Raw genomic sequence first — 13,413 nt, 5'->3', positions numbered from 1 at the left:
GAATCCGCGAAGTCCCTGACGCCCCTCCTGATTGGGATCCCGATGTCGCTTCTCAACCAGTCCCTGCACGAGCTCGACCCGGACGTCGCCGCCGCGGTCGACGCCGAGCTCCACCGCCAGCAGTCCACGCTCGAGATGATCGCCTCGGAGAACTTCGCTCCGGTCGCCGTCCTCGAAGCGCAGGGCTCGGTGCTCACCAACAAGTACGCCGAGGGATACCCCGGCCGCCGCTACTACGGCGGTTGTGAGCACGTCGACGTCGTCGAGACGCTGGCCATCGAGCGGATCAAGGAGCTGTTCGGCGCCGAGCACGCGAACGTACAGCCGCACTCGGGTGCCCAGGCGAACGCGGCCGCGATGTTCGCTCTGCTTTCGCCCGGTGACACCATCCTGGGTCTGAACCTCGCCCACGGCGGGCACCTGACCCACGGTATGAAGATCAACTTCTCCGGCAAGCTCTACAACGTGGCCGCCTACCACGTCGACGAGCAGACCGGCCAGGTCGACATGGACGAGGTCGAGCGCCTCGCCAAGGAGCACCGGCCGAAGCTGATCATCGCGGGCTGGTCGGCGTACCCCCGCCAGCTGGACTTCGCCGCATTCCGGCGGATCGCCGACGAGGTCGGCGCGTACCTGATGGTCGACATGGCGCACTTCGCGGGCCTGGTGGCCGCGGGCCTGCACCCCTCGCCCGTACCGCACGCGCACGTCGTGACCACCACCACGCACAAGACGCTGGGCGGCCCCCGCGGCGGCGTGATCCTCTCCACCGCCGAGCTGGCCAAGAAGATCAACTCCGCGGTCTTCCCCGGCCAGCAGGGCGGCCCGCTCGAGCACGTCATCGCGGCGAAGGCGGTGGCCTTCAAGGTGGCGGCGAGCGAGGAGTTCAAGGAGCGCCAGCAGCGTACGCTGGAGGGCGCGAAGATCCTCGCCGAGCGGCTGTCGCGCGGCGATGTGTCCGAGGCGGGAGTGGCGGTCCTGTCCGGCGGCACGGACGTGCACCTGGTCCTGGTGGACCTGCGCAACTCCGAGCTGGACGGGCAGCAGGCAGAGGACCGCCTTCACGAGGTCGGCATCACGGTCAACCGCAACGCGATCCCGAACGACCCCCGGCCCCCGATGGTCACCTCGGGCCTGCGGATCGGCACCCCGGCGCTGGCCACCCGCGGCTTCCAGGCGGACGACTTCGCCGAGGTCGCGGACGTCATCGCCGAGGCGTTGAAGCCGTCGTACGACGCGGAGGCGCTGAAGGCGCGGGTCTCCGCGCTGGCCGAGAAGCACCCGCTGTACCCCGGCCTGAAGAAGTAAGCGGCCGGACCGGTTCGAGGGTGGGGGCGCCGCCCGGCGCCCCCACCGCCGCCACCGTCCCCACCGCCCCAGAGCACGCCCCACGAGCAGACAAAGGAGCCCGCCCGTGGCCATCTCCGTCTTCGACCTCTTCTCCATCGGCATAGGGCCGTCCAGCTCCCACACGGTGGGCCCGATGCGCGCGGCGCGGATGTTCGTGGGGCGCCTGAAGAAGGACGGCCTGCTGACGCAGACGGCCTCGGTCCGCGCCGAACTCTTCGGCTCCCTCGGCGCGACCGGCCACGGCCACGGCACACCGAAGGCCGTCCTGCTCGGGCTCGAGGGGCACTCCCCGCGCACGGTCGACGTCGAGACGGCGGACGACGAGGTGGCCCGTATCCGTACGACCCAGCGGATCCGGCTGATGGCCGCGGAGCTCGGCCCGTCCCATGAGATCGACTTCGACGAGCCGTCCCAGCTGATCCTGCACCGCCGCCGCGCCCTGCCGTACCACGCCAACGGCATGACACTCTTCGCGTACGACTCCGAGGGCCTTCCGCTGCTGGAGAAGACGTACTACTCGGTGGGCGGCGGCTTCGTCGTCGACGAGGACGCGGTGGGCGAGGACCGGATCAGACTGGACGACACCGTGCTCAAGTACCCCTTCCGCACGGGCGACGAGCTGCTGCGCCTCTCCCGCGAGACCGGCCTCTCCATCTCGGCGCTGATGCTCGAGAACGAGAAGGCGTGGCGTACGGAAGAGGAGATCCGCGAGGGCCTGCTGGAGATCTGGCGGGTGATGCAGACTTGTGTCGCGCGCGGCATGTCGCGCGAGGGCATCCTCCCCGGCGGTCTGAAGGTCCGCCGCCGCGCCGCGAATTCGGCCCGGCAGCTGCGCGCCGAGGGCGACCCGGCGGCCCACGCGACGGAGTGGGTCACGCTCTACGCGATGGCGGTCAACGAGGAGAACGCGGCGGGCGGCCGCGTCGTCACCGCCCCGACGAACGGCGCTGCCGGGATCATCCCCGCGGTGCTGCACTACTACGTCAACTTCGTGCCGGGCGGGGACTCGCGCGGCGGGGAGGACGAGGGCGTGGTGCGCTTCCTCCTCGCGGCGGGCGCGATCGGCATGCTCTTCAAGCAGAACGCCTCGATCTCCGGTGCCGAGGTCGGCTGCCAGGGCGAGGTCGGCTCGGCCTGCTCCATGGCCGCCGGCGGCCTCGCGGAGGTCCTCGGCGGCTCTCCCGAACAGGTCGAGAACGCCGCCGAGATCGGCATGGAGCACAACCTGGGACTGACCTGCGACCCGGTGGGCGGCCTGGTCCAGATCCCGTGCATCGAGCGGAACGGCATGGCGGCGGTGAAGGCCGTCACGGCGGCCCGTATGGCGTTGCGGGGGGATGGCCGCCACCACGTCTCTCTCGACAAGGTCATCAAGACGATGAAGGAGACGGGCGCGGACATGAAGGTCAAGTACAAGGAGACGGCGCGGGGCGGGCTGGCGGTCAACGTCATCGAGTGCTGAGCGCTGAGCGGTTGACGTCGTCAAGCGCTGAGTGCTGAGTGCTGAGGAAGTCGGCTACGGCCTGCGGCCCGCGGGCCTCGCCCGAGGCGGAAGGGTTCACCGACTGAGCTGGAAGGGCTTCCCCGGGGGCTGTTCTTCCAGCATCATGGGGCACTCCTGTCCCACAGGCATGGATCCACCGGGTCGATCCGGGCCGCCCGCGGAGTGATCGATGTGCGCTGACCTGCCCGACGCCGAACTCATCGAGCTCGTCCGCGTCGGCACTCCGCTCGGCGACAAGGCCATGGACGAGCTGAACCGCCGTCACCTGCCTGCAGTCCTGGCCTACGCCCGTATCTGCAGCATTCACGACCACGCCGCCGAAGCCCTGGCCGCCAGAGCCCTGACTCTGGCGCTCCGTGAGATCCGTAGCGGCGTCAGTCCCCGCGAGACCTGGCGGTACCACCTCCTTCTGCTCGTCCAACGCGCGGCCGTCCGCTGGGCCGTGGGCGGAGGGCGGGCCGAACTCACGCCCGGCTTCGCCACCTGGATCGACGACGTTCGCGCCGACGAGCAGGACCCGACGGCAGCGCTGCCACTGGAGGAGAACTCGACGGTCCTCCGCGGCTTCCGCGCCCTGCCGATGCCCACGCAGGGGCTGCTGTGGCACACCGTCGTGGAAGAAGATCCCGACGACCGAGTGGCAAGGCTGCTCGGCTTGCGGCCGGACAGCATCCCTCATGTGAAGTCCAGGGCCCTGGACGCGCTGCGCGACGCCTACCTGCAGGCGTATCTCAGGGGCAGCGACGACCCGAGGTGCCGCGGGTTCGGCCGCATCATCAAAGCCGTGGCCCGCCCCGACGATCCGCGGCGCAGCGACGATCTGGACCGGCACCTGACCGGGTGCCCCGGCTGCGCGCAGGCGCTGGGCGTCCTGATCGCGCTCAGCGAGCGGCCAGGTCTCGTGCTGGCCGAGGGGCTGCTGATGTGGGGCGGAACCGGTTACCTCGCCTCGAGACAGGGTCACTCCCTGCACGGCGCCGCCACGGCCGCGGCACGGGCCCAAGCCGCGGACCGGGACGAGACCATCCCGGTGCCCGTGATCGACGAAGTCCGCGAAACCCGGCCGCTGTCCCGGCCGTCCGCCGCGGCACGACCCCGCAGGCTCGGGCGCGGCCTGCGCTCGCCCGCAGCCGCCTCCGCCCTCGTGGCGGCCCTGGTGGCTTCCGCCGCCACCGGCTTCCTCGTTCTGGGGGCCTCCGACGCATCCGATCCGGGCACAGGCGCCGATAAGGCGAAGGCTCCCCGGTCACCGGCTGCCCGTGCACCGACGACGTCCGCAACGCACCCGCCCACCGCCGGGGCACCGTTGAAGAAACCGAGCGACACATCGCGCCCGGAGGGTCCGGCCCGCCGCTCCGCCCCGAGCCCGTCGCCCAGCGACCCGACGCCGAGCGCGGACAACAGCCCGAGCGATCAGTCGCCCTCTCCCACCGACGCGTCCGGCGCGTCCAGCGGCAGCGGGAACGGCAACGGAAACGGGAACGGGAACTTCGGCTCCAGCAACGGCCAGAGCAATGGCCAGAGCAACGGCCAGGGTTTCGGCTTCTAGAGCACGAGAGCACGAGAGCACACGAGAGCAGGAGCCCCGCCGGTGGCGGGGCTCCTGCCACTGCGTCAGGCCTGGGGCCGGTGCGTCAGTCCTGGCCGCGTGCCTTCCGGCGGCGCATGACGAGCACGCCACCGGCGCCGAGCAGCAGCGCGGCCGCGACCGAGGTGCCGACGACCGAAGCGCCGGTCTCGGCGAGGTCTTCCCCGCCGCCGTTCTGCGACGGCGCCGGGGCCGGGGACGCCGAAGCGTCCGAGGCCGAGGGCTCGGCGGTGGGCTCCTGCGACGACTCGCCACCCGGCTCCTCGGACGGCTTGCCGCCCGTGTCACCACCGGTCTGCTCGTCATCGTCCTCGCACGCGGTCCAGAAGACCTTGTGCTTCGCCTCGCCGTGCTCGCCGTCGAAGTTCCAGATCAGCTTGTAGTGGCCGTCCGCCAGCGTCATGTCCTCGCTGCGGCCGTGCCCCTCGGCGTCGAGGGTCAGCTCACCGCTGCTCGCCTCGTCGCCCTTGATGCCGGTCGGCGGCATCTCGACGATCTTCCACGTGACCTGCTGCTCGCCGTCGAAGCCGAACGCGTCGAGGTAGAAGGAACAGACGTGGGGCTCGTTCCTGCGGAGTTCCTCGCCGGTCTCGGCGTCGTGAATCTTCACCGTCCCGTTGTCACCGGGAGGGGTCGCGTACGCGGCCGGGCCGAGCAGCAGCGAAGCCGCTGCGGCCGCCGTCACCGCACATGCCGAAGAGAGGGTGCGCATGGGCATACCAACTTCTTGATGGCAGAAGGGAGGTGGGGAGGCGGCGGCTCAGCTTCCAGCGAGCCTGCACTGCAGGTCAAGCCACCTAAAGCCTCATCAGTCCCTTTATGGCGCACTTGCACCATTGGTCATGCATAACGATCCGGCCAACGGCGTCCTGCTTGCGCGGCGGATCGTCCTGCGGCACGGAAGTCAACCGGTCTTGTCCTTGACGGACTCCTGGTCTCGCTGAGTGTCCAGGAGCGGCAGTGAGGTCTCCGTCCCGGGTGACTCGGGCGGCTCGGATGTCTCGGTCGCCTCGACCTCGTCCTCCTTCGGCTGCTTCCCAGCCGATTCGGAGTTCTCGGGCTTCGCCCGCTCTTCCGGCTTCCCTCGCCGCTCCCGGTCCTCCCGCAGCAGCCTGGCGCAGTAGCCGTCGACCGCGCGCTCGCCGCCGGCCGCGTCCGCCAGCCGCCCGAAGGCCTCGGAGTTCAGGGCGTCGCCGCTCTCGGCCGCGGCCCGGTAGGCGCGGCACATGCCCACCGCCGCCTGCTTCTTCGATGTTCCCGGGGCCGGATCGCCCGCCGTCGGCCCATCGACGCCGTTGCCGCCCGGGGTGGGCGCTTGAGCGGTCCCTCCCGGTCCCGTTTCACCGGACGGGTCCGCGGGCGCGCTGCGGGCCGGCGTGGGCCGCGAACCGCTGTCCGCTGTCCCGAAGGGGTCGGGGATCGCCCCGGTCCCGGCGGCCACCGCCACGCCGCCGAGCGCCACAGCGGCCACGAGTGCTCCGGTCAGAACCTTCGCGGAACGTGATACGCGGGCGGTGCGGGCTCCGAGCACGGCGACGCCGCGGCGGCGGGACCGCCGCCATTCGTCCTGGGGCCGGGGCACCGCGCCCGCATCTGTCCGCTGGGCGGCCCGGAACGCCGCCAGAGCGGCTTCCTGCCGGACCCGAGCGGCCTCGGGGTCGGCTGCCGGCGGCTCGGCGGCTGCCGCGAGCAGCCGGTCGAGCGCAGCGAGGGGCGACGTCCCTGCGTCGTCCGGGAAGTCGCCGGACGTCGCCCTCGGCGTACGTTGGCGGCGCAGCAGCCGCTCGGCCGTCCGCCGGTCCAGCTCGCGCCTGTCACGGTCTCGGTTCTTGCTCATCCCACATCCTGAAGCGTTCCCGGCGCAGAAGACGTCACAGAGGCCGTCGACGGTGGCACCGCCGTCGACGGCGGTGCTCCGGGCTGCGATTCGTGACCGCCCAGCAGCCGGGCCAGCCGCTTCAGCCCGCGGTACGAGGCGGTACGGACCGCTCCGGCGCGTTTGCCCAGCACACGCGCGGTCGTCGGACCGTCAAGGCCCACCACCACCCGTAGCAGCACCGCCTCCGCCTGATCCCGCGGCAGCCCGGCCACGAGAGCGAGTGCGCGCTCGGTCGACAGCGACTCGAGGGCATCGCGCTCGGTGTCCTGACCACCCGGCAGTTCGAGCACGTCCTGCTCGAGCACCGTGGCGCGCGGGCGGCTGCGCCGGCGACGCAGGTGGTCCAGGGCGCGATGCCGGGCGATGGTGGCGGTCCAGCCGCGGAACCCGTCGCCGTCGCCGCGGAATCTGCGCAGATCGCGGGCGATCTCCAGCCACGCCTCCGCGGCCACGTCCTCCGCGTCCTCGCCGACCAGCCCGCGAACGTAGCCGAGCAGCCTCGGGTGGAGCTGCCGGTAGAGGGCCGCGAACGCCTGCTCGTCCCCCGCCTGAGCGCGCTCTACGGCTGCGCCGAGCTCACCATCATCACGCTGGTGCACCCCTCGGCGTTGTCCCCCACCCGTGCCCACACTGTCCTCTTCACACCGACTCGGCACCGTTCATCGTGCCCATGCCCCCGGGAGCCGTCTCCCCCGGTAAGGGAAACGGCTCCACTTCACACAGCGTGAACGCCCACGTAAATGTCACAGCAGTTCGAATATTTTGCCTCTTCAGCCCCACCAGAACGCCCAGAAGCGCCCACTCGCGGGTGTGCGCGGCATACCGCCGCATCACCCGGCCGCCGGGACCAGTCGTACGGCAGCCCCAGGGCGGAACCGTCCGCCGTCACGAGCCGCACCTCGCTTCCCGGGCATCGGTGTCCTGAGAGCGACCGTGCAGGAGGAAGGAGAACTTCTGCAGCGACTCCTCGGGCCCGAGGACGAACCGGTTGACCACCCTGCCGAGCGGGTTCCACACGCGGCCGTCGGGCATCCTGACGCCCACGGACTGGGCGAAGAGGGCGCGCTGGTGCTCATCGAAGTCCACCCACACGGCGCCGGCTCTTCGTACCAGTACCTCGCCGACGTACGCGCCGAGGCCGTGCAGGGTCACACCGATCTCCTCGCGCGAGCGCCCCCCGCGCCGCAGCCCGTCGATGATGAAGTCAACGATGCGCAGGCTGGCGATCGAGTAGTCCAGTGGCAGGCGGCTGCGCGCGGTGAGTGCGCGCACCACTCCCGTCGTGTAGCCGCGCATCTGCCCCGCGCCAGGCGTCCGTCCCTGCTGCTGCTCACCCATGGCTCGCCCCTTCGGTCCACTGACGACCGGTCGGCGCGCCCACGCCTCCCGTGGGACAGCGGCTTGCGCTCCCCCATCGGACAGAGCGCGTGATGACGGCCAACCATCACATCTGCGGGGCCGGTTGGGGACTTCGGCCCGACGCACCCGGCCGGCCAACCGCGCAGCGGGTGTGATGTTTCGCGTGGCCTTTGCGCTGGGTACGGCAGGCCGCCCCCGAGCGGGTGGGCCTCAAGTTGACTCATTTGAGGGGTGGGGCATTGAGCCCGCGTACAAGACATGCGTACAAGCCGCTGGGCCTGAAGCGGCGGACGTGGCTGACGATCGGGGCCGTGGTGCTCGGGGGCGCGGGGGCGGTCACGGTCGCCATCGCCGATCCTGCGGACGACCCGGCCGCCGACCGCAAGGCCCGGCCGGCCGAGGTGCACAGCGCCGCGCTCAAGGGCGCGGACGCCGGGAAGCAGACTCTGCCCCGGACCGACACCGAGCCCTTCTCGTTGCTCGGCATCTCCTGGCCGAGCGCCAGGGCGAAGGTCGACGGCACCGCGCAGGTACGCACCCGCAGCAGCGAGACGGGTGAGTGGACGGACTGGCGGAACCTGGAGTTCGACGCGCACGCGCCGGAGAGCGCGGAGGGGAAGAAGTCCCGGGTTCGCGGCGCCTCGGAGCCCATGTGGGTCGGGGCTTCCGACGCCGTCGAGGCGCGGGTCGTCGCCGACGGCGACGCGACCCCGGAGCTTCCGAAGGACCTGCGGCTGGACATGGTGGACCCGGGCGATCCGGGGAAGAGGCCCGCAGGGAAGGACTCGCTCGCCGCCGCGCCCGTGGCCCTCACCGAGGACACCCCGACCGCCTCGCCTGCGGACTCGGCGCCGGTCAGCGAGCCGCCGGTCAGCGAGTCGCCGACGGCCGAGCCCGGCGGGGTCCCCACGCCTACGGGCCCGGTGCTGCCCACGGCGTCCGGCTCCCCTTCGGAGTCCGCCCCGGGCTCCCCGAGCGAGTCGGCCCCGCCGACCGATTCGGCCTCGCCGAGCACGAGCGCGAGCACGAGCCCGTCGCCGACCGCGACCGTGCCCACGGCTCCGCCGTCCACGGTCACCCGCCCGCCGATCGTCGGCCGCGCCCAGTGGGGCGCCGACGAGTCGCTGGTCGAGGACCCGAACACGTACATCGAGAAGGTGCAGGCGGTCTTCGTCCACCACACCGTGGACACGAACAACTACAGCTGCGCCGACTCGCCCGCTCTCGTCCGCGCCATCCTCACGTACCACGTGAAGTCCAACGGCTGGAACGACCTGGGCTACAACTTCCTCGTCGACAAGTGCGGCACGGTCTTCGAGGGCCGCTCCGGCGGCGTCGACCTGCCGGTCATGGGCGCGCACACCTACGGCTTCAACAGCTACTCCACCGGCATCGCCGTCCTCGGCGACTACCAGTCGACCGCCGGGAAGCCGTCCAAGGCCGCCCTCGAAAGCGTGGCCCGCGTCGCCGCCTGGAAGCTCGGGCAGTACGGCGGCGACCCGCTCGGCAAGGTCACGCTCACCGCGGCCGGTGACACCGGCGTCTGGAAGAAGGGCGACCAGGCGACGCTGTACCAGATCTCGGGCCACCGCGACGGATACGCCACCGAGTGCCCGGGCGCCAACCTCTACGCGAAGCTCCCGGCCATCCGTACGTACGCGGCGAGCAAGGCGGTGAACGCGGCCCCGGCCACCGCCGACCTCCACCAGGACGGCGTCGCCGACCTGGTCGCCGGAACCCCGCGGACCTCCGGCGGCGTGGGCTCGCTCACCGTCGTGCCGGGTGGTGTGGACGGCCCGGTCGCCTCCGCCAGGAAGACGTACACCCAGTCCAGCGCCGGCGTCCCCGGCACGTCCGAGGCCGGTGACAACTTCGGCGCGGACAACGCCTTCGGCGATGTGAACGGCGACGGCTACGCCGACCTCGCCATCGGCGCCCCGGGCGAGGACGACACCACGGGGCACACCGACTCCGGCTCGGTGACCGTCCTCTACGGTCCTGCGCTGGCCAACGGCACGACGTACACGACCGCGACCGCGACCCGCGCCAGCGGCGAGAAGCTCGGCGCGGCCGTCACCGTCGCCGACTTCAACAGCGACGGCAAGGCGGACGTCCTGTCCGTCGCCCCGGGTGCGCCCGGCCGCTGGTGGTCGTACGACGGCAAGAGCGGCGCGGCCAAGTCCGGCCTGCTGAACAGCACCGCGTACACCGCCGCCGTAAGCCATGTGGACGTGGCGAGCGGCGACTTCAACCGGGACGGCTACGCCGACGCCGCGGTCAACTTCCGCGACCCGGGCAAGGCCGCCCGCGTCCTGGTCCTCAAGGGCTCGGCGAGCGGGCTGCAGCGCGTCGGCATCCTCGGCGCCAAGGGCGGCCGGTCCGTGGCGGCCGGTGACGTGAACGGCGACGGCTACGCGGACGCGGTCGTCGGCCAGCCGTACGCCACGGAGTCCGCCGCCTACAAGGGCGGCCAGGTCACCGCGTACTACGGCTCGGCGAGCGGTCTGGCCACCACCGTCCGCACCACGGTCCACCAGGACACCAGCGGCGTCCCCGGCGCGGCCGAGACCGGTGACGACCTGGGCTACTCCGTCTCCGTCGGCGACGTGAACGCGGACGGCTACGCGGACGTCCTCGCGGGCGCGCCCGGTGAGGACCTGACCCCCGACGGCACGGCCCGTACCAACGCGGGCCAGGTCCTGCTGCTGAAGGGCTCCTCCACCGGTCTGACCGGCACCGGCGCTCTCGCCTACTCGCAGGACACCTCGGGCATCACCGGCTCCACCGAGTCCGGCGACCGCCTCGGCTCCGCCGTGGTCCTGCACGATCTGTCCGGCTGGGGCCGCGCGGACCTGGCGATCGGCGTGGACGGCGAGGACGCGGGCGACGGCGTGATCCTGCAGCTGGACAGCGGCAGTTCGGGCGTCTCGACGACGAACGGCGTCTACTACACCCGTACGAGCCTGGGCACCCCGGCGGGCGCCCACCTCGGCCAGGTGCTGACCCCCTGATCCACCCGCCGAAAAGGGCCGGGGCCTCCTATGGGATGGGAGGCCCCGGCCCGCCCGAACTGGGCGCCTTCGACGTCATCATGGAGACGGTCGGCACTCTTGCGTTCCGGCTGCTGCCGGAGATGTGCGACCCTAGTCGGCGATCTTGAGCACCAGCTTGCCCGTGTTCTCGCCGCGGAACAGCCGCAGCAGAGTGTCGTGGAAGGCCTCGACGCCGCCTTCGACGACGTCCTCCACCGAACGGATCCGGCCCTCCGCCAGCCACTCGGCCAGGCGGGCGATGCCCTCCCCGAAACGGTCGGCGTAGTCGAAGACCACCATCCCGGTCATCGAGGCCCGATTGACCAGCAGCGACATGTAATTGGCCGGGCCCTTGACCGACTCGACGTTGTTGTACTGGGAGATCGCGCCGCAGATGACGATGCGCGCGCCGCGCGCCAGCCGGGTCAGCACCGCGTCGAGGATGTCGCCGCCGACGTTGTCGAAGTAGACGTCCACGCCGTCCGGCGCGGCCTCGCGCAGAGCCTTCCGGACGTCCTGGGTCTTGTAGTCGATCGCCGCGTCGAAGCCCAGCTCGTCCTCGAGCATCCGGCACTTGGCCTCGCCACCGGCGATCCCGACGACGCGGCAGCCCAGGATCTTGGCTACCTGTCCCACGACGCTGCCGACCGCGCCGGCCGCGCCGGACACCACGACGGTCTGCCCGGGCTGCGGGCGACCGACGTCGGTCAGTCCGAAGTACGCCGTCATGCCGGTCCCGCCGAGGGTCCCGAGATACATGGGGAGCGGCGCGAGAGCAGGATCGACCTTCGTGACGCCACGCCCGTCGGACAGGGCGTACTCCTGCACGCCGAACATGCCCGTCACGTGGTCGCCGACGGCGAAGCCCTCGTGGCGGGAGGCGATGACCCGCCCGACCGCGACCGCTCGCATCACCGCCCCGATCTTCACCGGCGCGATGTAGGACTTGGCGTCGTTCATCCAGCCGCGCATCGCCGGGTCGAGCGACAGGTAGAGGTTCTGCACCAGCAGCTCGCCGTCGCCCGGCTCGCCGACCGGCTCCTCGACCCGGTCCCAGTCGCTCGGCCTGGGAAGCCCCACCGGACGTGCTGCCAGGCGGAACTGGTGGTTGATGCGGCTCATACGAGCGGCTCCTCAGCTGTCGTGGGCGGGCGGGCGGACCCGGGGTCGGGCCCGGTGCGGGCCCGGGTGCGGGGGCCGGTGCGGGGCACACCGACTGGTCGGTATGGATCGGGCCGAAGCTACTCCCTCGACCCGATCCAGGCAAGGGCCCCGGGCCGGCCCCTGAGCCGACCCCTCGCCCGGTCCCTCGGCCAGCCCCTCGCCCGGGCCCGCCCGCGCCCCCTCAGCTCCGCTTCAGCTCGTACGCGCCGATGTCACACGCGGGTCCCTGCGGCCTGGCGATCCCGCGCTGGTCCGCCGCGGGGCAGTCGGCGGCGGCGTCGAGGGCAGGGCTGTCCGGCCGGAGCGCCACCGTGTCCGTAGGACCGCCGTGGTCGGCGAGCGGCCCAAGGCCCGGATCGCGGCGAGGAAGGTCCCCCGAGGCGTTGAGCCCGCAGCTGTTGTCGCGGTCGAGGTTGTGGCCGAGCGACTCGATCTTCGCGAACGCCTTCGTGCACTCACCGGCCGCCCGCCCACGTCCGCTCCCGTCCGTGACGTTCCCGGCGACGATGGTGTTCTTCAAGGTCACGTGCCCCAGCGGCAGGTTGATGATGTCGGTGACGGGCGACGGCAGGCTGTCGAGATAAGCGGGGGCGATATTGATCCCGCCGCCGCCGTCGGTCGCGCTGTTGCCGGTGACGGTGGAGTTGACGATCTGTACGCGCCCGAGGCCGCGGATGTCGATACCGCCGCCGTAACCGCCCAGGCTGCCGGGGCGGTCGCCGGGGTCGGTGACCTGATTGCCGGCGATCGTCGAGTTGGTCACCGTGCCGCTGTCGTCGAACCTGATGCCTCCGGCCTCGCCCGCGGTGTTGCCGGTGACGGCGCTGTCGATCAGATTCAGGTGGGAGTTGGGGACGTTGAAGATGCCGCCGCCGTAGCCGGCGGAGTTGCCGGTCACCGCGACCCGTACGAGCGTCATGCTCTTGGCGTTCGCGATGCCGCCGCCACCGGTGTCGGTGATGGGCACCTCGCGCTGCTTGGCGACTCCGCCCGTGATGGTGAGATCGGACAGGGTGGTGTCGGCTCGCATACGGAAGGCCCGGTCGGTGCCGTCGGCGTCGATGACCGTGGCGCGCGCTCCGGCGCCCCGGATCGTGGTCGGCGCGTTGACGTTCAGGTCGCCGGTGGTGGGATCGGGGTGCGAGCCGATGATGAGCAGCGGGTTGGGCGGGATGGTCAGCCGGTACCGGCCCGCGGGCAGCGCGATCGTGCTGCCGGGCCGGGAGTTGGCCGCCATCACCGCGGCGCGGAGGGTGCAGGTTCCGGCGGCGGTGCGGCACACACCGTCGGACGGATCGGCGTCCACCGCGTCGGCCGTGGCATTGACGGTGATGTCCGTGGGTGTGGTCGCCGCCTGAGCCGCCCGGGCGTCGGCGGCGGCGTTCACGCTCGCCCCCGAGGCCAGCGTCAGGACGGCGGCTGCGAGTAATGCGGTCCGTTTCCTCATACGGTGAGCTCCTGCTCGGTCGCGGGATGTCGCGGGATGTAGCGGAGATGTCGCGGGATGACGGCCAGCCAGAAACGCGTGCGTTTATCA

10 protein-coding genes are annotated in these 13,413 nt (G+C 71.7%); 4 read left to right on the top strand and 6 right to left on the bottom strand.

The window, feature by feature from the left end; all coding sequences use genetic code 11:
• Positions 1–42 precede the first annotated feature (42 nt).
• The 3 genes from glyA to ACTWP8_RS05725 all read left to right on the top strand — a co-directional run bounded on the left by glyA (position 43) and on the right by ACTWP8_RS05725 (position 4,403).
• Positions 43–1,308, top strand: coding sequence for a serine hydroxymethyltransferase (gene glyA, locus ACTWP8_RS05735; protein ID WP_443321048.1), 1,266 nt, complete (start codon positions 43–45; stop codon positions 1,306–1,308).
• Between the two features lie 106 nt (positions 1,309–1,414).
• Positions 1,415–2,812, top strand: coding sequence for an L-serine ammonia-lyase (locus ACTWP8_RS05730; protein WP_443321047.1), 1,398 nt, complete (start codon positions 1,415–1,417; stop codon positions 2,810–2,812).
• Positions 2,813–3,023: 211 nt separating this feature from the next.
• Positions 3,024–4,403, top strand: a complete 1,380-nt coding sequence (locus tag ACTWP8_RS05725; protein WP_443321046.1) for a hypothetical protein — start codon at positions 3,024–3,026, stop codon at positions 4,401–4,403.
• A gap of 85 nt (positions 4,404–4,488) precedes the next feature.
• On the opposite strand, the gene ACTWP8_RS05720 is transcribed toward ACTWP8_RS05725, so the two are convergent.
• From ACTWP8_RS05720 to ACTWP8_RS05705, 4 genes are all read right to left on the bottom strand, one after another.
• A complete protein-coding gene (locus ACTWP8_RS05720) occupies positions 4,489–5,154 on the bottom strand; it encodes an LPXTG cell wall anchor domain-containing protein (protein WP_443321200.1) in 666 nt (221 codons plus the stop codon).
• Positions 5,155–5,346: 192 nt separating this feature from the next.
• Complete coding sequence (locus ACTWP8_RS05715; RefSeq protein WP_443321045.1) at positions 5,347–6,279, bottom strand: hypothetical protein; 933 nt, start codon at positions 6,277–6,279, stop codon at positions 5,347–5,349.
• Positions 6,276–6,950 carry an RNA polymerase sigma factor gene (locus tag ACTWP8_RS05710; RefSeq protein WP_443321044.1) on the bottom strand — a complete coding sequence of 225 codons (675 nt, stop codon included), beginning with the start codon at positions 6,948–6,950 and terminating at the stop codon, positions 6,276–6,278. Before ACTWP8_RS05710 ends, ACTWP8_RS05715 begins: the two co-directional genes overlap by 4 nt.
• A 256-nt stretch (positions 6,951–7,206) precedes the next feature.
• Positions 7,207–7,659 (bottom strand): hypothetical protein, encoded by a 453-nt coding sequence (locus ACTWP8_RS05705; RefSeq protein ID WP_443317301.1) that lies wholly within the window; start codon positions 7,657–7,659, stop codon positions 7,207–7,209.
• Positions 7,660–7,919: 260 nt separating this feature from the next.
• On the opposite strand from ACTWP8_RS05705, the gene ACTWP8_RS05700 reads away from it, so the two are divergent.
• Positions 7,920–10,691, top strand: a complete 2,772-nt coding sequence (locus tag ACTWP8_RS05700) for an FG-GAP-like repeat-containing protein (RefSeq protein WP_443321043.1) — start codon at positions 7,920–7,922, stop codon at positions 10,689–10,691.
• Positions 10,692–10,823: 132 nt separating this feature from the next.
• On the opposite strand, the gene ACTWP8_RS05695 is transcribed toward ACTWP8_RS05700, so the two are convergent.
• Together ACTWP8_RS05695 and ACTWP8_RS05690 are read right to left on the bottom strand one after the other, a co-directional pair.
• Positions 10,824–11,834: an NADP-dependent oxidoreductase gene (locus tag ACTWP8_RS05695; RefSeq protein WP_443321042.1), complete on the bottom strand. Its 1,011-nt coding sequence runs from the start codon at positions 11,832–11,834 to the stop codon at positions 10,824–10,826.
• Between the two features lie 223 nt (positions 11,835–12,057).
• Entirely contained in the window at positions 12,058–13,323 is a 1,266-nt protein-coding gene (locus ACTWP8_RS05690; protein WP_443321041.1) for a choice-of-anchor Q domain-containing protein, read from the bottom strand.
• Between the last annotated feature and the right edge of the window lie 90 nt (positions 13,324–13,413).

The organism is Streptomyces sp. 7N604 (genome assembly GCF_052245475.1).
GTDB lineage: Bacteria > Actinomycetota > Actinomycetes > Streptomycetales > Streptomycetaceae > Streptomyces.
Note: the sequence above shows the minus strand (reverse complement) of the source record. Positions and strands in the feature narration are given on the sequence as shown.